This window comes from Streptomyces johnsoniae, from assembly GCF_031845565.1.
In the GTDB taxonomy this organism is placed as follows: Bacteria; Actinomycetota; Actinomycetes; order Streptomycetales; family Streptomycetaceae; genus Streptomyces; species Streptomyces johnsoniae.
The window spans coordinates 149,706-175,602 of record NZ_JAVREV010000002.1 but is presented as its reverse complement, the minus strand read 5'-3'; the positions used below and the strand labels follow the sequence as shown (position 1 = coordinate 175,602).

Genomic DNA, 25,897 nt, shown 5'->3' with positions numbered 1-25,897 from the left:
GGCCGACTGGTCCGCGGACGCCGGGTTCTTCGGCCTTCTGACCGGTGGTCCGCACCCGACGACCCCTTCCCCGGCACCGCCGGGGAGGGGGTCGCCTCATGTCCGGCGGCGGCCGACCAGCGTCGGGCGGTGTTCGAGCCCCTGGAGCCCGTGCCAGGCCAGGTTCACCAGATGCGCCGCCACCTCGGCCTTCTTCGGTTTGCGCACGCTCAGCCACCACTGGCCGGTCAGCGCCACCATCCCGACCAGCGCCTGCGCGTATATGGGCGCCATCTTCTGGTCGTAGCCGCGGGCCTTGAACTCCTGCCCCAGGATGTCCTCGACCTGCGTGGCGATGTCCCCGATGAGCGAGGCGAACGTCCCGGTCGACTGCGCCACCGGCGAGTCCCGCACCAGGATGTGGAAGCCGTCGGTGTACTGCTCGATGTAGTCGAGCAGGGCGAACGCCGCCTGTTCGAGCAGCTCGCGCGGATGCCCCGCGGTCAGCGCGCCGGTCACCATGGACAGCAGCCGGCTCATCTCGCGGTCCACGACGACCGCGTAAAGCCCCTCCTTGCCGCCGAAGTGCTCGTAGACCACGGGTTTGGAGACCCCCGCCTTGGCCGCGATCTCCTCCACCGACGTGCCCTCGAAGCCGCGCTCGGCGAACAGCGTGCGTCCGATGTCCAGCAACTGCTCCCGGCGCTCCGTGCCGGTCATCCGTCGGCGGGTCCGCCGCGCGGGGCGCGCCGGCCGTTCCTTGTCACTGTTCTTGATGCTGTTCTCGGTCGCCACATCCCCATCATGCCGCGTGGGCACCCGACGTTTCTTTCCGGTTTTCCCCCCGCTTTGTGTCAGGAGTGTTCCGCTTGGCATCGATACGTGACTGTTTCGGCCAGCGCACGTCGTAGGCCCAGCCGGCCTTCTCGAACCAGCGGATCACCCGGGCGCTCGAATCCAGCTGCCCGCGGTCCACGCCGTGGCGCGCGCACGTCGGATCGGCGTGGTGCAGGTTGTGCCAGGACTCGCCGCAGGACAGCACCGCGAGCCACCACACGTTGCCCGAACGGTCGCGCGACCTGAACGGCTGCCTGCCGGTGGCGTGGCAGATGGAGTTGATCGACCACGTGACGTGGTGCAGCAGCGCCACGCGCACCAGCGAGCCCCAGAAGAACGCGCTCACCGCCCCCTGCCAGGACCAGGTGACAAGCCCGCCGATCACCGCGGGCGCCCCGAGCGAGACCGTCGTCCACAGCACGAACTGCCGCGAGACCCGCCGCAGATCCCGGTCCTTGATCAGGTCCGGCGCGTAACGGTGCTGCGGGGTCTGCTCGGTATCGAACATCCACCCCATGTGGGCCCACCACAGGCCCTTCATCAGCGCGGGCACCGTCTCCCCGTACCGCCACGGCGAATGCGGATCGCCCTCGGCGTCCGAGTGCTTGTGGTGCTTGCGGTGGTCGGCGACCCAGCGCACGAGCGGGCCCTCCACGGCCATCGACCCGGCGATGGCCAGCGCGATCTTCAGCGGGCGCTTCGCCTTGAACGCGCCGTGCGTGAAGTACCGGTGGAAGCCGACCGTGATGCCGTGGCAGCCGATGAAGTAGAAGACGGTGAGCAGCGCGAGATCGAGCAGGCTCACCCCCCGGCCCCAGGCCAGCGGCACGGCCGCGATCAGGGCGAGGAAGGGGACGGTGATGAAGAGGAGCAGGGCGATCTGCTCAACCGAGCGGCGCCGCTCGCCGCCCAGCGTTCCGGAGGGCGGCAACTCGTCCGCCGCGGGCGTCGTCTGTCGCGAGGTGGGTACGGGACCTGGGGATGCGGGCATGGGCGGTTCCTCGGGGGAGGGCATGTCAAGGAAGGCTTCAGCCACCTACGGGACCGTAACCTACGGCAACGTAAGTATCGCCATTTCGCTTCGTGGTCACCATGTCCTTGTTCCCAGGCGACACGATGTGACCCTGCCGTAGCCCCGCCTCATTACGATGGTGCATGTCGGACAGCGCGGTCCGCGACGTGCCAACGACCAGCCATCCGAGTCCGCCACGAGGAGCCGCCGTGAGCAGTCCCGACAGCCAGAGCCACCCGCAGCCGCCGACCAAGGCCGAGGTACCGGACGCCAAGGGGGCGCCGGAGAGCAGCAGCGCGCTGCGCGCCGACATCCGCCGCCTCGGCGACCTGCTCGGCGAAACGCTGGTCCGGCAGGACGGGCAGGCCCTGCTCGATCTCGTCGAGCAGGTCAGGGCGCTGACCCGCAGTGACGGCGAGGCCGCCGCCACCCTGCTCGGCGACACCGACCTGGCGACCGCGGCCAAGCTGGTCCGCGCGTTCTCCACCTACTTCCACCTCGCCAACGTCACCGAGCAGGTGCACCGCGGCCGCGAGCTGCGGGAGCGGCGGGCCGCCGAGGGCGGGGAGCTGTCGCGCACCGCGGACATGCTGAAGGACGCCGACCCCGGCCACCTGCGGCAGACCGTGGCCAACCTGGGCGTGCGCCCGGTGTTCACCGCGCACCCCACCGAGGCGGCCCGCCGGTCCGTCCTGACCAAGCTCCGCAAGATCGCCGAGCTGCTCGACCACCCCGAGTCCGAGCACGGCGGCGACCGGCGGCGCACCGACCTGCGGCTGGCCGAGAACATCGACCTCATCTGGCAGACGGACGAGCTGCGCGTGGCCCGCCCCGAGCCCGCCGACGAGGCGCGCAACGCGGTGTACTACCTGGACGAGCTGCACGCCGGCGCCGTCGGGGACGTGCTGGAGGACCTGGGCGCCGAGCTGGAGCGGGCCGGCGCCCCGCTGCCCACGGGCAGCAGGCCGCTGACGTTCGGCACGTGGATCGGCGGCGACCGCGACGGCAATCCGAACGTCACGCCCGGCGTGACCTGGGATGTGCTGCTGCTCCAGCACGAGCACGGCATCTCCAGCGCGCTCGCGCACATCGACGAGCTGCGCGGCGCGCTGTCCAACTCCATCCGCAACAGCGGCGCCGGGCAGGAGCTGCTGGACTCGCTGGAGCGCGACCTGGCGGCGCTGCCGGAGATCACCCCGCGGTACAAGCGGCTGAACGCGGAGGAGCCGTACCGGCTGAAGGTCACCTGCGTCCGGCAGAAGCTGGTCAACACCAGGGCCAGGCTCAAGGACGACAGCCCGCACGTGCCGGGCCGCGACTACCGCGGCACCGGTGACCTCCTGGACGACCTGCGGCTGGTGCAGACCTCGCTGCGCGAGCACCGCGGCGGGCTGATCGCGGACGGGCGTCTCGAACGGCTGATGCGGACGCTGGCCGCGTTCGGGCTCCAGCTGGCCACGATGGACGTGCGCGAGCACGCGGACGCTCACCACCACGCGCTCGGGCAGCTCTTCGACCGGCTCGGCGAGGAGTCCTGGCGGTACGCCGACATGCCGCGCGAATACCGCCTCAAGGTGCTGGCCAGAGAGCTGCGTTCGCGCCGCCCCCTCGCGCCCACCCCGGCCCCGCTCGACGCCGCGGGCGCCAAGACGCTGGGGGTCTTCTCGACGGTGCGCCGGGCGCTGGACACCTTCGGGCCCGAGGTCATCGAGTCGTACATCATTTCCATGTGCCAGGGCGCGGACGACGTGTTCGCGGCGGCCGTGCTGGCCCGCGAGGCCGGCCTCGTCGACCTGCACGCGGGCTGGGCCCGCATCGGCATCGTTCCGCTGCTGGAGACCACCGACGAGCTGCGGATCGCCGACGAGCTGCTCGACGCGATGCTCTCCGACCCCTCCTACCGCCGTCTGGTGTCCCTGCGCGACGACGTGCAGGAGGTCATGCTCGGCTACAGCGACTCATCGAAGTTCGGCGGGATCACGACCTCGCAGTGGGAGATCCACCGCGCCCAGCGGCGGCTGCGCGACGTCGCGCACCGGCACGGGGTGCGGCTGCGCCTCTTCCACGGCCGCGGCGGCACCGTCGGCCGCGGCGGCGGCCCGACGCACGACGCGATCCTCGCGCAGCCCTGGGGCACCCTGGAGGGTGAGATCAAGGTCACCGAGCAGGGCGAGGTCATCTCCGACAAGTACCTCGTGCCGTCCCTGGCCCGGGAGAATCTGGAGCTGACGGTGTCCGCGACCCTTCAGGCGTCCGCGCTGCACACCGCGCCCCGCCAGTCGACGGAGGCGCTGGCCCGCTGGGACGCGGCGATGGACACCGTGTCCGAGGCCGCGCACACCGCCTACCGCGGGCTGGTCGAGGACCGGGACCTGCCCGCGTACTTCTTCGCCTCCACCCCCGTGGACCAGCTCGCCGACCTGCACCTCGGCTCCCGCCCCTCCCGCCGCCCCGACAGCGGCGCGGGGCTCGACGGGCTGCGGGCCATCCCGTGGGTCTTCGGCTGGACGCAGTCGCGGCAGATCGTGCCCGGCTGGTTCGGCGTGGGCTCCGGGCTGCGGGCCGCCAGGGAGGCCGGGCTCGACGACGTGCTCGCCGAGGCGTTCGAGCACTGGCACTTCTTCCGCAACTTCCTGGCGAACGTGGAGATGACGCTGGCCAAGACGGACCTGCGCATCGCCAGGCACTACGTGGAGACGCTGGTGCCCGAGGAGCTGAAGCACGTCTTCCACACCATCGAGACCGAGCACGCGCTGACCGTGGCCGAGGTGCTGCGCATCACCGGCGAACAGGAGCTGCTGGACGCCAACCCCGCGCTCCAGCGCACCCTGCGCATCCGCGACGCCTACCTGGACCCGATCTCCTACCTCCAGGTGACGCTGCTGCACCGGCAGCGGGAGGCCGCCGCGCGCGGCGAGGAGCCCGACCAGCTGCTGTCCCGCGCGCTGCTGCTCACGGTCAACGGCGTCGCCGCCGGGCTGCGCAACACCGGCTGACACCGCGGCCGGCGCACGGCTCGCCCGCCGTCAGCCGCCCGCGCGGAACGTGCGGAACGTGCGGCGGTAGGCGGTGGGCGAGACGCCGAGGACGGCCTGGAGGTGCTGGCGCAGCGACGCCGCGGTGCCGAAGCCAGAGGCGTGCGCGATGCGGTCCACCGGCAGGTCGCTGTCCTCCAGCAGCTGCCTGGCCCGTTCGATGCGCTGCCCGGTCAGCCAGCGCTGCGGCGACACCCCGGTCTCCTCGCGGAACCTGCGGGTGAACGTCCGCACGCTCATCGCCTCCTGGGCGGCCAGCTCGGCCAGCGGCAGCGGCCGGTCCAGGTGCGCGAGCGCATAGGCGCGGGCCCGGCCGGTGGAGTGCACCCGGGGGGCGGGCACGGGACGTTCGACGAACTGTGCCTGCCCGCCGTCGCGGTGCGGCGGGACCACGGTACGGCGGGCCACCGCATTGGCCACGGCCGCGCCGAAGTCCGTGCGCACCATGTGCAGGCACAGGTCGATCCCCGAGGCGACGCCCGCCGACGTCAGGACGTGGCCGTCCTCCGCGTAGAGGATGTCCGGGTCCAGCCGCACCCGCGGGAACAGCGCGCGGAACCGGTCGCACGCCGCCCAGTGCGTCGTGGCGCGGCGGCCGTCCAGCAGCCCGGCGGCGGCCAGCACGAACGCGCCGGTGCAGATCGAGGCGATACGCGCGCCCGGCCGTATCCGGCCGAGGGCGGCGGCCAGCGGCGCCGGCAGCCGGTCCGTGCCGTACGTCTCGTCCCGCTCGTGCGCGGCCGGCACGATCACGGTGTCGGCCTCCGCGAGCGCCTCGGGGCCGTGCCGCACCTCGACGGTGAAGTCCGCGTCCGTGCGCACGGGGCCCGGGGCGGCCGCGCAGGTCACCACGTCGTACAGCCGGGCGCCCGAGGCCGACTTCGCCATGCCCATGATGCGGTGCGGGATGCCCAGCTCGATCGGCAGCAGCCCGTGCCGCACCAGCACGGCGACCCGGTGACGGCCCGTCGGCCCGAAAACGCCCATGGCCCGATCCTTGCACATGATGGCCATCGGGCCACTCGTTCCGGCCGGGCCCGTGCCGCACGATCGGCGGGTGACCAGGACCGCAGAACCCACTGCCGCCGCCGCGCGACGTCATCGCACGGCCCCGCCCCGCGTGCACCCGGCCTGGTGGGTGGCCGCCGTCGCGTTCCTCGTGCTGATCGGCGCGGCCGGCTTCCGCGCCGCGACCGGCGTGCTCATCGACCCGCTGCACGAGGAGTTCGGCTGGTCGCGCGGCAGCATCTCGTTCGCCGTCTCCGTCAACCTGCTGCTGTACGGCTTCACCGCGCCCTTCGCCACCGCGCTGATGGAGCGGTACGGCATCCGCCGTGTCGTCGCGGGCGCGTTGCTGCTGATAGCGGCGGGCAGCGGGCTGACCGTCTTCATGACCAGCCAGTGGCAACTCGTGCTGTGCTGGGGCGTCCTCGTCGGGCTCGGCGCCGGCTCCATGGCGCTGGCGTTCGCGGGCACCGTCGCCGGGCGCTGGTTCGTCGCGCGGCGCGGCCTGGTCACGGGCATCCTGACGGCCGGGGGCGCCGCGGGGAACCTGGTCTTCCTGCCGCTGGTCGGCCTCCTCGCCGAAGGCCCCGGCTGGCGGTTCGCCTCCCTCACCATCGCCGCGTGCGCGGTGGCCGTCGTGCCGCTGGTGGTGTGGCTGCTGCGCGATCGGCCCGAAGACGTCGGCCTGCGGCCCTACGGCGCGGGCGCGGACTGGACCGCCCCGCCGCCCGCGCCGCCCGGCGCGGCCAGGCGGACGCTGCGCGCGCTCGCCCGCGCCGCGCGCACCCGCGTGTTCTGGCTGCTCGCGGCCTCGTTCGCGATCTGCGGCGCCTCCACCAACGGGCTGATCGGCACGCACTTCGTGCCCGGCGCCCACGACCACGGGATGCCCGTTCCGGTGGCCGCCTCGCTGCTCGCGCTCATCGGGATCTTCGACCTGGTCGGCACGGTCTGCTCCGGCTGGCTGACCGACCGGTACGACGCGCGGCGGCTGCTGGCCGTCTACTACGGGCTGCGCGGCCTCTCGCTGCTGTTCCTGCCGATGCTGATGGCCGGAAACGTGCACCCGCCGATGCTGCTGTTCGTCGTCTTCTACGGCCTCGACTGGGTGGCCACGGTGCCGCCGACCATCGCCCTGTGCCGCGAGCACTTCGGCGCGGACGGCGGCGTCGTCTTCGGCTGGGTGCTCGCCTCCCACCAACTCGGGGCCGCGCTCGTTGCGTTCGGCGCCGGCCTGGTCCGCGACGCCACCGGCTCCTACGACCTGGCCTGGACGACGGCGGGCGGCCTCTGCGCGGCGGCGGCCATCCTGGTCATGGCGGTCCACCGCCCCCCGCGCCCCGCCGCGTAGGTGTGCTGGGTCAGATCCACAGGGCGAACGTCGCCGCGATCAGCGCGAGTGCGGTCGCGGCGGCCGACACGGCCGTGCGGTACATGCGCAGGCCGCCGCCGATGACGAGGGAGGCCAGCAGCAGCGCGCCGAACAGCGGCAGGCTGCCGTACAGCGCACCGGCCCAGCCGGTGCGCACCACTTCGTCGCCGCCCGGGATCAGCGCCACCGCCAGGTGCTCGCCCTCCTGCCGGGCCACGGTCTGCTCCAGCACGACTGTCTCGCCGGTCCCGTCGAACGGCCCGCGGCACGCCTGGCGGTCACAGTCCGCCAGGAGCATCGTGCCGCGCTCCCGCCCGTCGGTGACCACGGAGTGGCGCGCGGTGTCGAAGGACGCCCAGGCGCCGGCGACCACGAGCAGCAGGGCCAGCAGCCACATGACGGCCAGCCGTGCCAGCAGCAGCGCCCCGAACGCGCGCTCCCCGGCCCGGCGGACGCGGCTGCGCTTGGCAACGGCGGACGACATGCCGCAGATCTTTGGCCACGGGCGTACGCGCGGTCAAGCCCCGTCAGCTGTTGTAGGTGCTCTGCGCCCGTTCGAGCCCCTGGGTGACCAGCGCCTCGGTCGCGTCCGCCGCGCGGTCCACGAAGTAGTCCAGCTCCTTGCGCTCGGCCGTGCCGAAGTCCCGCAGCACGTACGCCGCCACGTCCATGCGCCCCGGCGGCCGGCCGACGCCGAAGCGGATGCGGAAGTAGTCGCGGCCGAGCGAGGCGGTCACGGACTTCAGGCCGTTGTGCCCGTTGTCCCCGCCGCCCCGCTTCAGCCGCAGCACGCCGTAGCCGATGTCCAGCTCGTCGTGGATCACGACGAGGCGGTCGGGCGGCACCCGGTAGAAGGCGCACAGCGCCGAGACGGGGCCGCCGGAAAGGTTCATGAACGAGAGGGGCTTGGCCACCACGACCCGCGGCCCGCCCGCGCCCGGCGCGCCCAGGCGCCCTTCGAGCACCATCGCGCGCGCCTTGTGGGACTTGAACGTGCCGCCGATGCGGTCGGCGAGCAGGTCGGCGGTCATGAAGCCGACATTGTGCCGGTTGCCCGCGTACTGCGGCCCGGGGTTGCCGAGTCCCACGATGAGCCAGGGTTCGTCCACGATCACAGCCTTCCCTCACGCCGCCTTGCGCCGGACCGGGCTCAGGCGCCCGTCTCGCCCTCCGCCGCGCCTTCCGGCGCCGGCTCCTCGGCCTGCGGCTGCAGCACCTGGAGCACGACGTCCTCGCCGTCGATGGCCAGCGTGGTGCCGGCCGGCAGCGGAACGTCCTTGGCGAGCACGGAGGCGCCCGTCTCCAGGCCCTGGATGGACACGGTGAGGGACTCGGGGATGTGGGTGGCCTCGGCCTCGACCGGCAGCGCGTTCAGCACGTGCTCGATCAGGCCGCCGCCCGGGGCCAGCTCGCCCTCGGTCTGCACCGGGACCTCGACGGTGACCTTCTCGCCGCGCTTGACGGTCAGCAGGTCGACGTGGACGAGGAAGCCGCGGATCGCCTCGCGCTGGACGGCCTTGGGGATCACCAGCTCCTGGCGGCCCTCGACGTCCAGGGTGATCAGCACGTTCGACGTCTTGAGGGCCATCATCAGCTCGTGGCCCGGCAGCGTCACGTGCACGGGCTCGGCGCCGTGCCCGTAGACGACGGCCGGCACCTTGCCGACGGCGCGGATACGGCGCGACGCGCCCTTGCCGAACTCCGAGCGGGGCTCGGCGGTGATCTTCACATCAGCCATGGCTGCTGCACTCCTCGGATGGAACTGGGCCGGATCGGAAAGCCGGGAACGGCTCTGAGCGTCACCCGGCCCGGACAGGACCTGCCACAAGGAGCGCGTCGATAACGGATGAGCCACCGGGGCCCTCCCTCGCCGAGCAACCCGGCGAGTGTACCCGCCGGCCGGGCCGCCACGGAAAACGGCGGCGGCCCGGCCGGCCCGGCCGGCGCGGGCGGGCGCCGGCGGGCGCCGGCGGGCCCGCCCGCCGCGGGCCCTACGCGTCGCCCTCGAAGAGGCTGGTGACCGAGCCGTCCTCGAAGACCTCGCGGACCGCCCTGGCGATCGTCGGGGCCATGGACAGCACGGTGATCTTGTCGAGCGCCACCTGCCGGGGCGTGGGCAGGGAATTGGTGAAGATGAACTCGCTCACCTTCGAGTTTTTCAGGCGGTCGGCGGCCGGGCCGGAGAGCACGCCGTGCGTGGCCGCGACGATCACGTCCTCCGCGCCGTTGGCGAACAGCGCGTCCGCCGCCGCGCAGATGGTGCCGCCGGTGTCGATCATGTCGTCCACCAGCACGCACACCCGGCCGCGCACGTCGCCGACGACCTCGTGCACCGTGACCTGGTTGGCGACGTCCGGGTCGCGCCGCTTGTGCACGATCGCCAGCGGCGCCGCGAGCCGGTCGGCCCACCGGTCCGCGACCCGGACCCGCCCGGCGTCGGGCGAGACCACCGTGAGCTTCTGCCGGTCGACCCGGCCCGCGATGTACTCGGTGAGGAGGGGCAGCGCGAACAGGTGGTCCACCGGGCCGTCGAAGTAGCCCTGCACCTGGTCGGCGTGCAGGTCCATGGTGATGATGCGGTCGGCGCCCGCCGTCTTCAGCATGTCCGCCATCAGCCGCGCGGAAATCGGCTCACGGCCGCGGTGTTTCTTGTCCTGCCGCGCATAGCCGTAGAAGGGAATGATCACGGAGATGCTGCGCGCGGACGCCCGCTTCAGCGCATCAATCATGATCAGCTGCTCCATGATCCACTTATTGATCGGCGCCGTGTGACTCTGCATCAGAAAACAGTCGGCACCGCGCACCGACTCCTGAAAGCGTACGTAAATCTCGCCGTTCGCAAAGTCCTGGGCCTTGGTGGGGACCAGTCCCACCCCCAATTCGCCGGCGACTTCCTGCGCCAGCTCCGGGTGGGCGCGGCCGGAAAAGAGCATGAGTTTCTTCTCGCCGGTCGTCTTGATCCCGGTCACAGTACGTCTCCTTGGCATCCGCGGTCGCGCTCGTTCACCCCACCGGGGCACCTCTACGGTACGCCCCTCTCACTCCGGCTCCTCCTTGTGCTCCGTCGCAGCTAGAGCCGCATCGGCCGCCTGTGCGGCCGCGGTGCCCGGGCGCTTGCGCGCGACCCAGCCCTCGATGTTCCGCTGCTGTCCCCTGGCTACCGCGAGTGACCCCGGCGGCACGTCCTTGGTGATCACGGAGCCCGCCGCGGTGTACGAACCGTCCCCAACCGTGACCGGTGCCACGAACATATTGTCCGAGCCGGTCTTGCAGTAGGAACCGATCGTCGTGTGATGCTTCGCCTCGCCGTCGTAGTTGACGAACACGCTTGCCGCACCGATGTTCGTGTGATCGCCGATCGTCGCGTCGCCGACGTATGAGAGATGCGGCACCTTCGTGCCCTCGCCGATCGAGGAGTTCTTCATCTCCACGAAAGTCCCCGCCTTCGCCGCCGGGCCGAGGACCGTACCCGGCCGCAGATAGGCGAAGGGGCCGACGTGCGCCGCCGCCCCGATCTCGGCGCTCTCCGCCACCGTGTTGCTCACCACCGCGCCCGCGCCCACCACCGTGTCCGTGAGGCGGCAGCCGGGGCCCACTTCCGCGCCCGCGGCCAGGTGCGTGGCGCCGAGCAGCTGCGTGCCCGGGTGCACCAGCGCGTCCGGCTCGAACGTGACCTGCGCGTCGATCCACGTCGTCGCCGGATCGACGATCGTCGCCCCCGCCAGCATGGCCCGCTCAAGCAGCCGGTCGTTCAGCATCCGCCTGGCCTGCGCCAGCTGCACCCGGTTGTTGATGCCCACCAGCTCCCGGTGGTCCGCGGCCCGTTCGGCGCCCACCCGGTGGCCCTCGTCGCGCAGAATCCGCAGCACGTCCGGCAGATACTCCTCGCCCTGGCTGTTGTCCGTGCCCACCCGGCCCAGCGCCTCGGCCAGCAGGCGCCCGTCGAACGCGAAGACCCCCGAGTTGACCTCCCGTACCGCGAGCTGCGCGCCCGAGGCGTCCCGGTGCTCCACGATCTCCGTGACCGAACCGTCCGGACCGCGCAGCACCCGGCCGTACCCGGCCGCGTCGGGCAGCTCCATCGTCAGCACGGTGACCGCGTTGCCCTGCGCCTGATGCGCCTCGGCCAGCGCCCGCAGCGTCTCCGGGGTCTGCATCGGGATGTCCCCGCACGTCACGAGAACCGTCCCGGCGACGCCGTCCGCGCCGTTCAGCGCTTCGAGCCCGGCGCGCACGGCGTGCGCCGTGCCGCGCTGCTCGTGCTGCACCGCGGCGCGCGCGCCGGGGTCCGCCCGGGCCAGGTGCGCGGTCACCTGCTCCCGGCCGTGGCCCACCACCACGACCAGCTCCTCGGGCGTCAGTTCGCGGCAGGCGGCCACCACGTGCCCCAGCAGCGAACGGCCACAGATGTCGTGCAGCACCTTGGGCGTCGCGGACTTCATGCGGGTCCCCTCACCCGCTGCGAGAACGATGACGGCTGCCGGGCGGATGAAGCTCACGAAGATCGCGTCCTTCGGTCCAGGGATCGGGACTCCCGAGGATACCGACGCCCCCGGGCCCACCCGCCTGACCTGGACCGCACCGCCCGCCGGCCCTGCTAGGTCCCGTCCTCCGGGGCCTCCGGGTACTCCGGGTCCCGCGGCGCGCGGCGGCGCGGGGTCCTGCCGGTCAGCGCCGCCAGCGTGGTGCGGATGTGGTCCAGGTGCGCCCGCACCCGCTCGGACTCCTCGGCCAGCTCCTCCGCCAGCCGTTCGCTCTCCCGCTCCACGCGCTGCCTGCGCACGCGGGCGTCCGCCAGCAGCTCCGCGCGCCGTGCCTCCGCCGCGTCCTCCCGCGCGCGGGCCTCCGCCTCCGCCTCCTCAAGACCGCGGCGCGCCTCGGCGAGCGTGCGCTCCGCGCGCGCCGTCAGCTCCGAGACCCGCGCCTCGACCACGCGCTCACCGGCCGCCAGCCGTTCGTCCAACGCCCGCTGCGCCGCGGCCTGTTCCCGCCGCTGCTGCTCCGCGAGCCGCGTGCAGCGCTCCCGCACCCCGGCGAGCACGCCCTCGGCCTCCGCCCGCAGCGCGTCCGCCTGCGCGCGCGCGTCGCCGACCAGCCGTGACGCCGCCGCCTGCGCCGCGGCCACCACGCCGTCCGCCGCCGCGTCCGCCTCGCCGCGGCGGCGCGCCGCGTCGGCCCGCGCCGCGTCGCGCAGGGCGGCGGCCGTCGCCACGGCCGCGTCGAACAGCCGCGACGCCTCCGCGTCCGCGGCGCGGCTCAACTCCGCGGCCTCCGCCTCGACCTCGGCGAGCAGCTCGGCGGCCCGCTTGCCCAGCGTGTCGAACGCGGGCGGCGGCAGCGCCGCCACCACGGCCGCCAGCCGCGCGGCCTCGCCGGTCAACTCCTCGACCCGCGCGCTCAGCTCGGCCACCCGGCGCCACGCCAGATCCCGGTCCGCCGTCAGTTGCGCAAGCACCCGGTCCACTTGCGCCGGCCGGTATCCACGGCCACGCGCCATGCCGAAATCCGTCATGGGGGAAGGGTCCCCGCTAAAGCAGACCGTCCCACATCTGTTCCAGAAGGACGGACCACCAGCTCTCCGGATCGGCCACCGCCATCGGGTCGAGCGAGGCCAGCTGCATCTGGAAGTCCGTCGTCCAGCGCCCGGCCTGCTCCGAGTTCAGCCCCAGGCGCAGCCGCCACATCCGCCCCAGCAGCGCCATGCAGCGGGCGAACTGCGGCAGCGAGGCGTTGACGAACTGCGGCGGCACCACCTGGCCGCCGGGGCCCGCCTCCAGCGGCACCGCGACGATCGCGGCCGTTCCGTACTGCACGCACAACTGCCGCCCGAAGTCGGTGCCCATCACCAGGTAGGAGCCCGCGTCCGGCGCCGGCTGGATGCCGCGTTCCATCGCCAGCTCGCCCAGCGTCGGCACCGGCCGGCCGGCCTGCGCCTGCGCCCAGAAGAACGGCCCGATCTCCAGCGGCAGTCCCGACCACACCAGCGTCTGCGCCACGATCTCGGGAACGCCCTGCCGCGACACCGTCTGCGGCGTGTACCGGAAGACGCCCTGCGGGCCGAACGCCTGCGCCAGCTCCTGGCCGATCACGTCGAGCCCCACGGCGGGCGCCGGCTGCTGCTGCGGCAGCGGCGCACGCACCGGCGCGGAACGCGGCGGCCCGTCGGCGAACTGCTGCAACTCGTCCTGGTGCTCCACCAGATGCCGCACCCCCGTCTGCCGGGACGCCAGGTCGCGCCCGTACGCGGCGGTGTGGGTGATCCGTACCTGCGGCCACGTCTCGCGGATCATGCGCGCGCAGTAGCCGCCGGGCAGCTCGCAGGACTGCAGCTCGGTGTGCAGCTCGATGACCTGCTGCGGCGGCACGTTCATGCTGTGCAGCTCGTGCAGGATCTGCCACTCCGGATGCGGCATGCCGGGCGCGGAGCGGCGGATCAGCTGCTGCTCGGAGCCGTCGGGGGCGCGGTAGCGCAGTACCGCCATGTAGCCGGAGCCGACCGCGGGCTGCCCGGGCTGCGGGTAGCCGTACCCGGCGCCGGGCGGCGGCGGGGGCCCCGCCGCGGGCCCCGGCGGGGGCGGCATGCCGCCGGGCGGCGGCGCGCTCGCCGCGGGCGGCCCGGGGGCGGGGGGCGGCGGCGGGGGCTGCTGCCCCGGGTTCCGCAGGGCGGCCACCACCTCGGGGTCGACGGTCTGCGTCGGCACGTACGCGGGGCCCGCGCCGTCCGTCGCCGCCGCGTCCGGCGGCGGGCCGCCCGCCGGGCGGCCCCCGCCGGGGGCGCCAGGGGCGCCGGGCGGCGGCGGCACGCCCGCGCCGCGCCCGCCGCCGGGGCCCGGCGGCGGGCCGGGCAGCGACCTGTCGGTGTCGGCGGTCGCGAGGTCCGCGGCGCCGTGCGGTCCGGGGAACGGCGGCGGTCCCGGCGTGGGCGGCGGGCCCAGCGGGGTGCCGGGCGGGGTGCCGGGCGGGGCCGAGGGCGGCGGGGGTGACGGCGGCGGCGTGGGCGGCCCGGCCGCGGGCGGGGTCGGCTCGTGCACGCGGGTCCTCGGCAGCGCGCTGCCCTGCGGCATCACGGCCGTCCGCGCCTCCGACGAGGGCGCGGCCGGCGGCGGCGTGCTCTCGTCCTCGTCGAGCACCACGGGCGCCGAGAAGACGGTGGCGGGCGGCGCGACGGACTCGGCGTCCGTGTCGCTGCCCGAGGTGTCGGTGCCCGCCCACGGCGAACTGCTCGGCTCGGGCCGCACGTCCTTGCCCGCCCACGGGCTGCTGGCGGGCGGCGTGGTGTCCTTGCCGGCCCACGGCGAGGCATCGGGCGGCGCCTGCGCGGCGGCCGCGGGCTCGGGAGCCGAAGGCGCGGCGGGCTCGGGGGCCGGGGGAGCCGCGGGCTCGGGCGCCGCGGGCGGCGGGGCGCCGCCGGGCACGCCCGCCCGGTCGGCGGCCTCCTGGAGCCACTGCGGCGGCGTCAGCAGGAACGACGTGGCGTTCAGGTCGACGGACTGCGCGGGCGCGGGCGGCGGCTCGGCCGCGGCGGCCGAGCCGTACTCCTCCTCGTAGCGGCGGATGACCTCGCCGACCGCGAGCGCGGGCCACAGCGTGGTGTCGCCGCTGTCCCTGGCGATCACCAGCTTCCCGCCGCCGGCCGTGCCGCCGCCCGGGTCCTCGGCCCAGGCGACGAATCCGAGGTCGAACTCGCGGATGCGCACCTCGTGGCGCGGCTCCGCGGACGCCGAACCGTTCACCCAGCGCTCGGCGCGCTCCTGTGCCTGTGCGAACGTGACCACGGGCTCATCCCTCCACCGGGACGGCGTTCGCGAACCCGCCGTCCACCATCAGATCGGCCACGGTCGTCAGCTCGGGCGGGCTGCCGGCGAGCCGCAGCAGGAAGTCGTCGAAGTCCGCGCCGCACGGCATCAGCAGCTCCGCGACCCGCTGGGCGACGGTCAGCCCGTCCCGGTCCCTGAAGTCGTCGTAGGCGCACAGCCACACCGAGCCGGCCCCCTCGCCCTTCACCCGCACCGCCAGGATGCCGCCCTGCACGAAGGCGACGGCCAGATAGTCCTTCGTCAGGTGGTCGCGCAGGCACTTGTTGATGTAGACGAGGTCATTGACCGCGGCCTCCTCGCGCAGGGTGAAGAACGGCTGGTCGACCAGCAGCCCCAGGTCCGCGTCGAGCGCCACGCCCACCGGGGCGCAGCCGCCGCCCGCCTTGAGGAACGAGCGGTACGCCTCGGGCAGCCGGCAGCCGAGGCGCTCCTCGGCCGCGAGGACCCGGTCCTCCGGCACCGCGACCGTGTGCGGCACCGCGAAGTGCACCGGCTTGGTCTCGGCCAGCGGCCGGGTGCCGCGCTTGGTCTGGTCGACCTGCGTGGTGGCGAGACCGCCGTGGTGCCGCAACAGCGCCTTCACCTCGACCGGCACCAGCTCAAGGCGCCTGGATCTGGCCACGTGGTGCCACGTCCAGCCGTGCGGCGTCGCCACGTGCGGCAGGTCCGCCCACAACTCGTGTCCTGACGCGTGCAGCGCGGCGTTCGCCGACACGTAGTCCGTCAGCCGCAGCTCGTCGACGCCGAAGCCCTCGGGGGGCTCGGCGATCTCGGCCGCCGCTCTCGCGTAGGGCGAGAAGTCGGGGAAGCCGTCCGCGTCGACCCGGATTCCCTGCGGAAAGCGGGCGGCCCGGACCGGGTCGGGGAATTGCACGACCTGTCCGGCATAGGCCCTGTTCGGTGGCGCGGCCTGCTGCCCGAGCCGACCTGTCGTCATGGCGGTACGCCCCCTGCTGTTACGTCACGCTGTTGCCGCACAGCCTATGGGCTGAGGATGACGGTGGCACGATCGTCCACGTGATATCGGATACCCACGGCCAGCCGCCGGGCGATCCCGGCCAGCAGCGGGGCCCCGCCGGGGCGCCCCCCGTGCTTCTGCACCGCCGCGACGGCATCCTGCCGACCACCGCCGCCGCCCTGTCCCTGCCGGTCAGATCCCAGGCCCTGACCGGCACGGCCAGCCGCGCCCCCGCCGTCCCCGACCTGCACCCGCTGGTCGCCGAGATCCTCGGCGATCTCGGCGCCGCGCAGCGCGAACGCCATCTGGGCCGCTGCCCCGAGCCCGCGCTGCTCTCGCGCTGCCTGCTGGAGGCGGACGCACACACGCTTCCCCAGGCCCGTGCCGCGCTGCACGACGCGGGCATCACCACGCGGCACATCCGCGAGGACGGCGACCCGCAGCACGGCGCGTACGCGCCGCACTGCCGCTCGTGCACCGTGCTGCTGGCGCGGCTCGGCGTGCGCAGCATCAGTGCGGTGCCCGGCGCGCCCGCGGGCGCGGACACCCTGGCCACCGGCGGCCCCTGGTCGGCCGGCACCGTCGACCAGGCCCTGGCCGCGGCGGGCTGGGAGCCGGGCCGCCGGCACACCGCGCAGGCGGAGAGCTGGGCGGACGCGCTCAGCGGTCACCGTTCCCCGCAGGGCCATCCGCACAGCCTGTTTCCGGCGGCGTTCGAGACGTGGGCCGAACTGGGCGCGCTGCGCCTGCACCCGGTGGGCCCGGGGCGGGAGTTCGCCGCCACCCCGGTGGTCATCGACCCGCTGGCAGGACTGCACTGGGCGCGAACGCTCGGGGACCTCGGCCGCGCGCTCGACACCCGGCTCTGCCCGCTGGGCGAGGAGGGCGGCGGCACGGCGCTGCTCGCGGTGGACCGCGAGGGGCGGTTGTACTGCGTGGACCACACCGGCGACTGGTACCTCGGGCAGGACGTGTTCAGCGGCCTGGCCACCCTCCTGACCGGCGCGGCCCCGCACCGCCTGCTGCCGCCCGAGGGCATCTGACCGCTGCTGCCCGGGGCGCGTCCGCCGCGCGGACGCGCCCCGGGCGGCAGGCCGTGCGGCGGCAGGCCGTGCGGCGGCAGGCCGTGCGGCGGCAGGCCGTGCCGCGTCAGGCCGTGCGGCCCGGCGCCGTGCGGGTCTCCGCGGCGCGGATGGCGTCGCGGTAGGCGCGGGCCGCGCCGCGCAGGGCGGTCTCCGGGTCGACGCCCGCCGCCTCCGCCTCGGCGGCCAGCGCGAGCAGCCGGTGGCCGAATCCGTCCGCGGGGCCCGGCAGCGCCGCGTCCAGGCCCGCGGTGCGGGCGCGGGCGGCCAGCTTCGCGGCCAGGGCAAGGCCTGGCTGGCCCAGCGGAACGCCGTCCGTCACCGACTCACGCCGCTTCTCCGCCGCCTTCTCGCGCAGCCACAGCGCCTTCACGTCGTCCGCGGTCTCGGCCCGTTCCCCGCCGAAGACGTGCGGGTGGCGGCGGATCAGCTTGGCCACGATGGCGGCGGCCACGTCGTCGATGTCGAACGCCTCGTCCGGGGCTTCCGGGTCGTCCCGCGCGATCGCGGCGTGGAAGACGACCTGGAGCAGGACGTCGCCCAGCTCCTCCCGCAGCTCCGTGCGGTCGCCCGCCTCGATGGCCTCGACCAGCTCGTACATCTCCTCCAGGCCGTAGCGCGCCAGGTCCCGCGAGGTGCGAGTGGAGGCCCACGGGCAGGTGGCGCGGATGCGGTCCATCACCTGCACCAGGTCGATCAGCCGCGCGCCTGGCAGGTCGTAGGAGCCGGGCAGCAGCTCCAGCTCGGGCAGCGCGGCGGCCCGGCCGGAACCGGCCAGCGCGGCGAGCCCGCCGGTCAGCAGCGGCTCGCCGTCCGACGCGGCGACCACCACGACCGTGCGCCCGCCCGCGCACGCGGCCACGAGCGCCGGCGCGTCGGTCAGCTCGGGCGCCCCGGTCTCGACGGAGACGCCCGCGTCGGCGAGATACGGCAGCTGCGGGTGCGCCGCGTCGCGGCACAGCACGCGGTCCGCGCCGCGCAGCGCGTCCCAGGCGGCGAAGGACAGCAGCCCGGGGGCCACGCGGTCGGTGGTGGTCAGCAGAACGATGCGGCCGTCGGTCACCCGTCGAGCGTAACCGGCTGCGTCTGCGCCTCCTCGCCGCCCGCGTTCAGCCACGGCGCGGGCGCGTCGGCCAGCACGACGGCCTCCGCGTCCCACGTGCCGTACCGCGGGTTGATCTCGACGCCGACCTCGTCGGCGGTCTCGGCCAGCGTCGCGGCCACCTGCTGCACGCCCGAGGCGTCCGGCGCGGCGCCGAGCGCCTGCGCCAGGCCCTGGAACAGCAGCTGGATGCGCAGCATCCGGTCGATCTGCTCGTCCCCGGCCATCGGCGTGCCGCCCTGCGGCATCAGCGCGGCCTGTTCGAGCGCGTCGGCGCCGCCGATGCTCTGCTCGGTCTGGGCGCGCGCGGCCTGCACGTCGCGCCGCGTCACCTCGACCCCGGCGTCGCGCGCCGCGTGTTCGAGCACCTGGGCGTAGACGAGGAACTCGACGGTGTCGCGGGTGAGCCCCGGCGTGGCCGAGACCAGCTGGTCGCCCTCCGGCTGCGCGCGCTGCGCGTCGCGGACGGTCTCGACCTGGGACTGGACGGTGGAAACGGTGATCTTCTCGCCGCCGACGACGGCCGCCGCGCCAGGGTGCGCGTCGGTGGAGCAGCCGGTGAGCAGCGCGGCCGCGGTCACGGCGAGGGCGGCGGAGACGGACAGTGCGGACGTGCGGCGGCGCTTCACTGGGCCACTCCCGTGGGCGTTCCGGTAGGTCGGTCGATCTTATGCAGCCGCACGCGGCCCTGTCAGCCCTGGGCCAGGCGGCGGATGACGGGGGCCACGCGCTTGCGCCCCACCCGGTAGAGGCCGCCGGCGCCGCGCTGGATCAGCTTGCGCACCGCGGTGGGGTTGGCGGGCGAGCCGGCCGGCAGCGGGCGCCCGCTCAGGCCGAGGCCGTGGCGGCCGAGCAGCGCCTCCAGGTAGTCCGAGGCGTTCTGCGGCGTGTAGTAGGGGCGCATGCGCGGCAGCGGCGTGACGCGGTCGCGCAGCTGGTCGAATCTGGTCTTCGCGGCGGCGAACGGGTCGCGGCGGCCGATGCCGTGCTCGGCCGCCCAGTTGTGGTCGGCGCGCGGGATCAGGCCCTCGTCGAGCTGCGCGAAGGAGGCGAGGGCGCCGGAGGAGACGAAGAAGTGGTTGCCGTGCGCCTCGCGCACGCCGTAGTCGGTGAGGATCGCGGTGGGTATGCCGCGGTGGATCGCCTCCATGGCGGCGGTCGAGCTGATGGTGACCAGCAGGTCGGTGCGGTCGAGGACTTCGCCCATGTCGCCGTGGACGGCCTTCAGGTTGGGCGGCGGGTCCGGCAGTTCGTCGAACAGCACCTGGTACGGGTGCCGTTCCAGGCGGGTCGCGGTCTCGCCCTCCCGGGCGCGCAGCTTCAGCAGCACCTCGCGGTCGGGGTGGCGCCTGGCGTGCCGCTGGAGCTTGTCGAGCAGGCCGAAGCGGGCGGCGCGGCCGGCGGGCACGGTCGGCTGCACCGCGAAGCAGACGGTGAACGGCCGGTCGCGGCCGGCGGCGGACGGGTCGTGGCGCGCGCCGCCGAGGAACGGCAGACCGGCCTCGACGACGCTGTACGGGTCGGCGCCGACGCCGCGGTACACCTCGCGGAACCGCTTGGCGTCGTATGGGCTGTTGGCCAGCACGATGTCGGAACCGACGCGCAGCAGCAGGCCGTCCACCACGTTCTCGTAGACGACGCCGACGTAGCCGGAGACGACGACGGGGCGGCGGGACGCGCCGTCCCACGCCATCCCCAGGCTGTGGACAAGGGCGAGCACGGTGCCGCCGATGGTCCCGAGGACCACCAAGTCGGCCTCGGCGACGGCCGGATCGTCGAGCAGCTCCGCGTACGTGACGACCTTGCTGGTGTCGGGGACGACCCCAACTTCCGAGATCTGCCGCTCGGTCGGCGTGGTCGAGGTGTGCAGGAAACGCGCGTCGAGGGCGTGCTTGGGCGCGAGCTGCCTGGCGACGAGGGCGGCCCACTTCCACCGGCTGTCGGAATCCGCGAGCACGAGGGCCCGGGGAACGGCGCTTCCCATCGCCTGCATCCTCTCGACGGGACCGCATGTCCCGGATTGCGCTTGGGGGTTGATCGGGGGAACGGGGCGGCCCCGCGCGGAGAGGCCAGAGTACCGCCTGCCTGCGGTTTGTCGTGCCGGACGGCCTTCGGGCGGTGCCGGGGCGCACCCCGGATACCGGCGTCAACAAGGGCATGCCTCATCCTCTTGGTGCGTCCCCTAAGGGCGGCGTCCGACTTTGCGCCTACTCGCGCCTCCTTCCCTGGGGCGACGAGTCGGCCCCCCCGGGGTCCCTAGGCTGCTGGCACCAAGACTTTTCCGTGCACAGCTTTCCGTGCACATCCCCACAGAATTTCCGACACGCTCCAGAAGGAGATCAACGTGACAACGGCTGTAGAGGTTCCGACGACCGGGGGCAGCGGAGGCCACTCAGCGGTTGCCGCGCGGGCCGAGAGCGTCGTGAAGGCGTACGGGGCGGGCGAGACACAGGTCCTGGCCCTCGACAACGTGAGTGTGGACATCGAACGGGGCGCGTTCACGGCGATCATGGGGCCCTCGGGCTCGGGGAAGTCGACGCTGATGCACTGCCTGGCGGGGCTCGACACCGTCTCCTCGGGCCGCATCTGGGTGGGCCCCACCGAGGTCACCGGGCTGAAGGACAAGAAGCTGACGCAGCTGCGCCGCGACCACATCGGCTTCATCTTCCAGGCGTTCAACCTGCTGCCCACGCTCAGCGCCCTGGAGAACATCACGCTCCCCATGGACATCGCCGGCCGCAAGCCCGACAAGGAGTGGCTGGAGCGCGTCGTGGCCACCGTCGGCCTCGGCGAGCGCCTCAAGCACCGGCCGAACGAGCTGTCCGGCGGACAGCAGCAGCGCGTCGCCGTCGCCCGCGCCCTCGCCGCCCGCCCCGACATCATCTTCGGCGACGAGCCCACCGGTAACCTCGACTCCCGCGCCGGCTCGGAAGTCCTCGGCTTCCTGCGCCGCTCCGTCGACGAGCTGGGCCAGACCATCGTCATGGTCACCCACGACCCCGTCGCCGCCGCCTACGCCGACCGGATCATCTTCCTCGCCGACGGCCGCGTCGTCGACGAGATGCGCAACCCGACCGCCGACCGCGTGCTGGACCGCATGCGGGGCTTCGATGGCCAGGGGCGCACGTCGTGACCGTACTGAAGACCTCCCTGCGCAGCTTCTTCGCGCACAAGTGGCGCATGGTGCTCTCGGCGATGGCCGTGGTGCTCTCCGTCGCGTTCGTGTGCGGCACGCTGGTGTTCACCGCCACGATGAACACCACGTTCGACAAGCTGTTCGCCGAAAGCGCGTCCAACGTCATGATCGCCCCGGCCGAGGACGAGGACAGCGGCTCCTCCTTCGAGGGGACAGGGCCGGCCAACGGTGTTCCGGATTCCGTGCCCGGCTCCGTCGTCGACGAGGTCGCCGCGGTCGACGGGGTGGAGCAGGCCACCGGCGTCGTCCTGTCGAGCAATGTCACCGCGATCGACGCCGACAACGAGAATCTCAACCCGACCGAGGGCGCGCCGACCATGGTCGCCAACTGGTCCGAGATCGAGCTCCGGACGATGGAGCTGGCAGAGGGCCAGGAGCCCGTCGGCCTCGGCGAGGTCATGATCGACGCCGACACCGCCGACAAGAACGATCTGGCGATCGGCGACGAGATCCGCCTGGTGACCGTCTTCGGCGACTACACGGCCAGCATCACCGGCATCGCCGAGTTCATGGTCACCAACCCCGGCGCGGCCATCGTCTACACCGACCTGCCCACCGCGCAGGAGATGCTGCTCGGCGGTGCCGACGACTTCACCGAGATCTACGTGGACTCGACGGGCGACGTCACCGACGAGGCGCTGAAGCAGTCCGTCGCCCAGGTCCTGGGTGCCGACACCTACAAACTGCAGACCGCCGACGAGTACATCGAGGAGAACCGCGACGAGTTCGGCGAGGTGCTGTCGATCCTGGAGTACGTGCTGCTCGGCTTCGCCGGCATCGCGCTGCTGGTCGGCATCTTCCTCATCGTCAACACGTTCTCCATGCTGGTCGCCCAGCGCACCCGTGAGATCGGCCTGATGCGGGCCATCGGGTCGAGCCGCCGCCAGGTCAACCGGTCCGTGCTGATCGAGGCGCTGCTCCTCGGCGTGTTCGGCTCCGTCGTCGGCTTCGGCCTCGGCGTCGGCCTCGCGGTCGGCCTGATGGGGCTGATGGGCTCGCTGGGGATGAACCTCAGCACCGAGGACCTGACCGTCAGCTGGTCCGTGCCCGTCATCGGCATCGTCCTGGGCGTCATCGTCACGCTGCTCGCGGCCTACATACCCGCCCGCAGGGCCGGAAAGATCAGCCCCATGGCCGCGCTTCGCGACGCGGGCACCCCGGGCGACATCCGGGCGGGCCGGGTGCGCGCGGCCCTCGGCGGGCTCCTCACCGTGGCCGGCCTCGGCGCGCTGGCCGCGACCACCTCGGTCGACAAGGCGTCGGACGGCGCCGGCTTCCTGGCGATCGGCGTGCTGCTGAGCCTGCTCGGCCTGGTCCTGGTCGGCCCCGCGCTGGTCGGCCTTGTCGTCCGCGCGCTCAGCGCGGTGCTGCTGCGCGGCTTCGGCTCCGTGGGCCGCCTCGCCGAGCGGAACGCGCTGCGCAACCCGCGCCGCACCGGCGCGACCGCGTCCGCGCTGATGATCGGCCTGGCGCTGGTCGCCGGTCTTTCCGTGGTCGGTTCCTCGATGGTGGCCTCGGCCACCGACGAGATCGACAGCTCCCTCGGCGCCGACTACATCGTCCAGACCAGCAACTTCACCCAGCTCCAGCCGGCGGTCGTGGAAGCCGTCCAGGACACGGAGGGCCTGGCGAGCGTCACCCCGTCGCTGCCGGTCGAGACCGAGATCACCCTTCCGGACGGGGGGACCGAGGAGATCGGCCTCTCCGCGTCGCCGGCCAGCTACGTCGACGAAGTGCAGATGGACATTGCCGAGGGCGACTTCGCCGCCGCCTTCGAACAGGACGGCATCGCGATCGACGGCGACTGGGCGGAGGAGCAGGGCGTCGGCGTCGGCGACCAGCTCCCCGTGGCGTTCGACGCGAGCGGCGAGACCGCGACGCTCGAAGTGCGGGCGATCGTCACCCCGGGCAGCGCGTTCGTCGGCTCCTGGTACATCGGCACCGAGACGATGGAGACGTACATCCCGGCCGAGGCCCGGCCGCTGCCGTGGATGCTGTTCGCCTCCGCCGAGGACGGCGGCGAGGAGCAGGCCCGGGTCGCGCTCGACGCGGCGATGGAGGCCTACCCGCAGGTCGACGTCAGTGACCAGGCCGAGTTCAAGGAGATGATCCAGGACCAGGTGGGCCAGCTGCTCAACATGGTCTACGGCCTGCTGGCCCTGGCGATCATCGTGGCCATCCTCGGCGTCGTGAACACCCTGGCGCTCGCCGTGGTGGAACGGACCCGGGAGATCGGCCTGATGCGCGCGATCGGCCTGTCGCGGCGGCAGCTGCGGCGCATGATCCGCCTGGAGTCGGTCGTGATCGCCCTGTTCGGCGCCCTGCTCGGCCTCGGCCTCGGCATGGCGTGGGGCGCGGCGGGCCAGCAGCTGCTGGCCCTGGAGGGCATGCCGGTCCTGGAGATCCCGTGGGGCACGATCATCGGTGTCTTCATCGGCTCCGCGGTGGTCGGCCTCCTGGCCGCGCTGGTCCCGGCATTCCGCGCCGGCCGCATGAACGTCCTGAACGCCATCGCCACCGAGTAGCCCGACCCGGGCACCCGCACCACGCGACGCGCCCCCGCCACCGGCCAGGCCGGCGGCGGGGGCGCGCGCCGTTCCGCGCTCCCGGGCTCACGCGCGCAGATACGCGAGCACCGCGAGGACGCGGCGGTGGTCGTCGGGTGCCGCCGGGGGGAGGTCGAGCTTCAGCAGGATGTTCGCGATGTGCTTGGTGACCGCCGCCTCCGTGACGACCAGCCGCCGGGCGATGGCGGCGTTGGACCGGCCCTCCGCCATGGCGGCGAGCACCTCGCGCTCGCGGGGCGTGAGGCGTCGCAGGGGGTCCCGGCGGCGGGCCAGGAGCTGGCGCACCACCTCGGGGTCGACGACGGTGGCGCCCGCGGCGACCCGGCTGACGGCGTCGCTGAACTCCTCGACGTCGCCGACACGTTCCTTGAGGAGATAGCCAAGTCCCGCGCCGGCGCGCCGGTCCTCCAGAAGCTCCTCGGCGAAGGTCTGCTCGACGTACTGGCTGAGGACGAGGACGGCCAGGTCCGGCTGTCCGGACTGGAGCGTGCGGGCCGCCCGCAGCCCCTCGTCGGTCTGGCCGGGCGGCATCCGGACATCGGCGATGACGAGGTCGGGCCGGTGCTGCTGGGCGGCGGCCAGCAGCGCCGGGCCGTCGCCGACCGCGGCGAGGACCTCGTGGCCGAAGCGCCGAAGGAGTTGGGCGATGCCTTCGCGGAGCAGGACCGCGTCCTCGGCGATCACGATGCGCAAGGGCCGTCGCACGGGATCTCCGCTCTCAGGAGGGTGCGCCCGCCGGGCGGGCTGGACAGGAACATCATGCCGTCCGCCGCCGCGATCCGGTCGGCGAGACCGGTGAGCCCCGTGCCGCGCGCCGGGTCGGCACCGCCCGTGCCGTTGTCCTCGATCTCCAGGTGGAGCAGGTCGCCGCGGCGGCGGGCGGTGACACGGCAGTGCTCGGCGCCGCTGTGCTTGGCGACGTTGGTCAGGGCCTCGGCGGCGACGAAGTAGGCCGTCGACTCCACCGCGGGCGGCAGGCGGTCCGGCAGATCGATGTCCAGGTCGGCCGGAACCGGCGAGCGGCCGGCGATGTCCCGCAGGGCGGCGGGCAGCCCGCGTTCGGTGAGCACCTGCGGGTGAACGCCGCGGATCAGCTCCCGCAGTTCGGCCAGCGCCTCCTTGGCGAGGGTGTGCGCCTCCCCGACCTCCTTGGCCGCGGCGCTGCCGGGCGGCAGGTCGAGGGCGGCGAGCCCGAGTTTCATGTGGAGCGCGACGAGCCGCTGTTGCGCCCCGTCGTGGAGGTCGTGCTCGATGCGGCGACGTTCGGTCTCGAACGCGTCCACGAGGCGCGCCCGTGAGCGCGTGACCTCGCGCAGTTCGCGGTCCCGTGGCACGAGGACGGCGCGGGCGACGGCGCCCCGTGCGCCGGCCCAGGCACCGATGGGGTAGGCGGCCACGGGAAGGAGCAGGGCGCCCGCGACCGGGCCCGCGACCGCGTGCCAGGTGCCGGCGGTGGGCTGGAGCGGGGCGAGCAGGAGGAAACCGGGGATGCCGAGGGAGACGAGGACCACGGCGAGATCCGCCCAGCCGACGGCCAGGACCGAGACGGCGCCGTAGCCGGCCGCCCGCCAGGGGCTCGTGGGCGGCACCCGGTCGCGATCGACGAGGGCGAGTCGGCGGCGTTCGAGAGGGCCGGCGAGGGCCACGGCGAAGGCGACGACGAGGAGCCCGCAGAGCACCACTGTGGCGCGGCCGAACGGCGCCGCGACCAGCCCGCCGACGCCGAGGCCGACCGCGGCGGCGAACGTTCCGCCGGACAGGAGGTAGGCCACCGCTCGCCACGGCCACGCGGTGCGGAGGTAGCCCAGCGGGCTGCGGCCGAGGGCCTCCAGGACGGTACGCGGGATCACGCCGCCGACCGTATCCGGCCGCGCGGCGGGGCGTCGGTAGTGCCAGGTGGAGTATCGACTCTCGCGCCGGCGCCCGTGTGCCGGG

21 protein-coding genes and 1 pseudogene are annotated in these 25,897 nt (G+C 73.8%); 6 read left to right on the top strand and 16 right to left on the bottom strand.

The features are described from left to right. Nucleotides 1-96: 96 nt before the first annotated feature. The gene (locus RM779_RS03855; RefSeq protein WP_311615782.1) at nt 97-774 is read right to left on the bottom strand and encodes a TetR/AcrR family transcriptional regulator; all 678 of its coding nucleotides are present in this window, start codon (nt 772-774) and stop codon (nt 97-99) included. Between the two features lie 7 nt (nt 775-781). Continuing rightward, on the bottom strand, nt 782-1,807 hold the full coding sequence (locus RM779_RS03850; protein WP_311615780.1) for an acyl-CoA desaturase: 1,026 nt from the start codon (nt 1,805-1,807) through the stop codon (nt 782-784). A gap of 230 nt (nt 1,808-2,037) precedes the next feature. On the opposite strand from RM779_RS03850, the gene ppc reads away from it, so the two are divergent. Beyond that, nucleotides 2,038-4,824 (top strand): phosphoenolpyruvate carboxylase, encoded by a 2,787-nt coding sequence (gene ppc, locus RM779_RS03845; protein ID WP_394813210.1) that lies wholly within the window; start codon nt 2,038-2,040, stop codon nt 4,822-4,824. A 30-nt stretch (nt 4,825-4,854) separates the two neighbouring features. Here the strand turns inward: ppc and RM779_RS03840 are convergent, their stop codons facing one another. Next, complete coding sequence (locus RM779_RS03840) at nt 4,855-5,877, bottom strand: GlxA family transcriptional regulator (protein WP_311615779.1); 1,023 nt, start codon at nt 5,875-5,877, stop codon at nt 4,855-4,857. 43 nt (nt 5,878-5,920) lie between these two features. On the opposite strand from RM779_RS03840, the gene RM779_RS03835 reads away from it, so the two are divergent. After that, nucleotides 5,921-7,219 (top strand): MFS transporter, encoded by a 1,299-nt coding sequence (locus RM779_RS03835; protein WP_311615777.1) that lies wholly within the window; start codon nt 5,921-5,923, stop codon nt 7,217-7,219. A 10-nt stretch (nt 7,220-7,229) separates the two neighbouring features. Here RM779_RS03835 and RM779_RS03830 read toward each other — a convergent pair whose 3' ends face one another. The 8 genes from RM779_RS03830 to RM779_RS03795 form a co-directional block, all read right to left on the bottom strand. Continuing rightward, nucleotides 7,230-7,724: a hypothetical protein gene (locus RM779_RS03830; protein ID WP_311615775.1), complete on the bottom strand. Its 495-nt coding sequence runs from the start codon at nt 7,722-7,724 to the stop codon at nt 7,230-7,232. Between the two features lie 43 nt (nt 7,725-7,767). Beyond that, on the bottom strand, nt 7,768-8,355 hold the full coding sequence (gene pth, locus RM779_RS03825) for an aminoacyl-tRNA hydrolase (RefSeq protein ID WP_311615773.1): 588 nt from the start codon (nt 8,353-8,355) through the stop codon (nt 7,768-7,770). Nucleotides 8,356-8,390: 35 nt separating this feature from the next. Further along, nucleotides 8,391-8,978 (bottom strand): 50S ribosomal protein L25/general stress protein Ctc, encoded by a 588-nt coding sequence (locus RM779_RS03820; RefSeq protein ID WP_311615771.1) that lies wholly within the window; start codon nt 8,976-8,978, stop codon nt 8,391-8,393. 253 nt (nt 8,979-9,231) lie between these two features. After that, nucleotides 9,232-10,209 (bottom strand): ribose-phosphate diphosphokinase, encoded by a 978-nt coding sequence (locus RM779_RS03815; RefSeq protein WP_311615769.1) that lies wholly within the window; start codon nt 10,207-10,209, stop codon nt 9,232-9,234. Between the two features lie 69 nt (nt 10,210-10,278). After that, the gene (glmU, locus tag RM779_RS03810; RefSeq protein WP_311615767.1) at nt 10,279-11,739 is read right to left on the bottom strand and encodes a bifunctional UDP-N-acetylglucosamine diphosphorylase/glucosamine-1-phosphate N-acetyltransferase GlmU; all 1,461 of its coding nucleotides are present in this window, start codon (nt 11,737-11,739) and stop codon (nt 10,279-10,281) included. A gap of 98 nt (nt 11,740-11,837) precedes the next feature. Beyond that, on the bottom strand, nt 11,838-12,752 hold the full coding sequence (locus tag RM779_RS03805) for a cellulose-binding protein (protein WP_311615766.1): 915 nt from the start codon (nt 12,750-12,752) through the stop codon (nt 11,838-11,840). A 16-nt stretch (nt 12,753-12,768) separates the two neighbouring features. Then, the gene (locus RM779_RS03800) at nt 12,769-15,015 is read right to left on the bottom strand and encodes an SUKH-4 family immunity protein (RefSeq protein WP_311615764.1); all 2,247 of its coding nucleotides are present in this window, start codon (nt 15,013-15,015) and stop codon (nt 12,769-12,771) included. Between the two features lie 4 nt (nt 15,016-15,019). After that, a complete protein-coding gene (locus tag RM779_RS03795) occupies nt 15,020-15,994 on the bottom strand; it encodes an SMI1/KNR4 family protein (protein WP_311615762.1) in 975 nt (324 codons plus the stop codon). Between RM779_RS03795 and RM779_RS03790 the strand changes: the two are divergent. Both RM779_RS03790 and RM779_RS03785 read left to right on the top strand, forming a co-directional pair. After that, nucleotides 15,958-16,503 (top strand): annotated as a pseudogene (locus tag RM779_RS03790) (YwqJ-related putative deaminase); the annotation flags it as partial. The gene RM779_RS03795 and the pseudogene RM779_RS03790 sit on opposite strands and share 37 nt — an antisense overlap. Before the next feature lie 60 nt (nt 16,504-16,563). Continuing rightward, a complete protein-coding gene (locus tag RM779_RS03785) occupies nt 16,564-17,058 on the top strand; it encodes an SUKH-3 domain-containing protein (RefSeq protein WP_311616498.1) in 495 nt (164 codons plus the stop codon). Between the two features lie 106 nt (nt 17,059-17,164). Here the strand turns inward: RM779_RS03785 and RM779_RS03780 are convergent, their stop codons facing one another. The 3 genes from RM779_RS03780 to RM779_RS03770 form a co-directional block, all read right to left on the bottom strand. Then, complete coding sequence (locus tag RM779_RS03780) at nt 17,165-18,160, bottom strand: MazG family protein (RefSeq protein WP_311615760.1); 996 nt, start codon at nt 18,158-18,160, stop codon at nt 17,165-17,167. Beyond that, nucleotides 18,157-18,828 (bottom strand): SurA N-terminal domain-containing protein, encoded by a 672-nt coding sequence (locus RM779_RS03775; RefSeq protein WP_311615758.1) that lies wholly within the window; start codon nt 18,826-18,828, stop codon nt 18,157-18,159. Before RM779_RS03775 ends, RM779_RS03780 begins: the two co-directional genes overlap by 4 nt. 62 nt (nt 18,829-18,890) lie before the next feature. Continuing rightward, nucleotides 18,891-20,183: a DUF6716 putative glycosyltransferase gene (locus tag RM779_RS03770; RefSeq protein ID WP_311615756.1), complete on the bottom strand. Its 1,293-nt coding sequence runs from the start codon at nt 20,181-20,183 to the stop codon at nt 18,891-18,893. Between the two features lie 360 nt (nt 20,184-20,543). On the opposite strand from RM779_RS03770, the gene RM779_RS03765 reads away from it, so the two are divergent. Together RM779_RS03765 and RM779_RS03760 are read left to right on the top strand one after the other, a co-directional pair. Then, entirely contained in the window at nt 20,544-21,332 is a 789-nt protein-coding gene (locus RM779_RS03765; RefSeq protein ID WP_311615754.1) for an ABC transporter ATP-binding protein, read from the top strand. After that, the gene (locus tag RM779_RS03760; protein ID WP_311615752.1) at nt 21,329-23,920 is read left to right on the top strand and encodes an ABC transporter permease; all 2,592 of its coding nucleotides are present in this window, start codon (nt 21,329-21,331) and stop codon (nt 23,918-23,920) included. Before RM779_RS03765 ends, RM779_RS03760 begins: the two co-directional genes overlap by 4 nt. Before the next feature lie 87 nt (nt 23,921-24,007). Here the strand turns inward: RM779_RS03760 and RM779_RS03755 are convergent, their stop codons facing one another. Together RM779_RS03755 and RM779_RS03750 are read right to left on the bottom strand one after the other, a co-directional pair. Further along, the gene (locus RM779_RS03755; protein ID WP_311615750.1) at nt 24,008-24,667 is read right to left on the bottom strand and encodes a response regulator transcription factor; all 660 of its coding nucleotides are present in this window, start codon (nt 24,665-24,667) and stop codon (nt 24,008-24,010) included. Next, nucleotides 24,643-25,812 carry a sensor histidine kinase gene (locus RM779_RS03750; protein ID WP_311615748.1) on the bottom strand — a complete coding sequence of 390 codons (1,170 nt, stop codon included), beginning with the start codon at nt 25,810-25,812 and terminating at the stop codon, nt 24,643-24,645. Before RM779_RS03750 ends, RM779_RS03755 begins: the two co-directional genes overlap by 25 nt. Nucleotides 25,813-25,897: the final 85 nt, after the last annotated feature.

What these genes read in the sequence shown, in the direction of transcription:
- RM779_RS03850 (WP_311615780.1), bottom strand. Translation starts at nt 1,807, where the DNA reads ATGCCCGCATCCCCAGGTCCCGTACCCACCTCGCGACAGACGACGCCC.
- RM779_RS03805 (WP_311615766.1), bottom strand. Translation starts at nt 12,752, where the DNA reads ATGACGGATTTCGGCATGGCGCGTGGCCGTGGATACCGGCCGGCGCAA.
- RM779_RS03820 (WP_311615771.1), bottom strand. Translation starts at nt 8,978, where the DNA reads ATGGCTGATGTGAAGATCACCGCCGAGCCCCGCTCGGAGTTCGGCAAG.
- RM779_RS03830 (WP_311615775.1), bottom strand. Translation starts at nt 7,724, where the DNA reads ATGTCGTCCGCCGTTGCCAAGCGCAGCCGCGTCCGCCGGGCCGGGGAG.
- RM779_RS03770 (WP_311615756.1), bottom strand. Translation starts at nt 20,183, where the DNA reads ATGGGAAGCGCCGTTCCCCGGGCCCTCGTGCTCGCGGATTCCGACAGC.
- RM779_RS03795 (WP_311615762.1), bottom strand. Translation starts at nt 15,994, where the DNA reads ATGACGACAGGTCGGCTCGGGCAGCAGGCCGCGCCACCGAACAGGGCC.
- RM779_RS03840 (WP_311615779.1), bottom strand. Translation starts at nt 5,877, where the DNA reads ATGGCCATCATGTGCAAGGATCGGGCCATGGGCGTTTTCGGGCCGACG.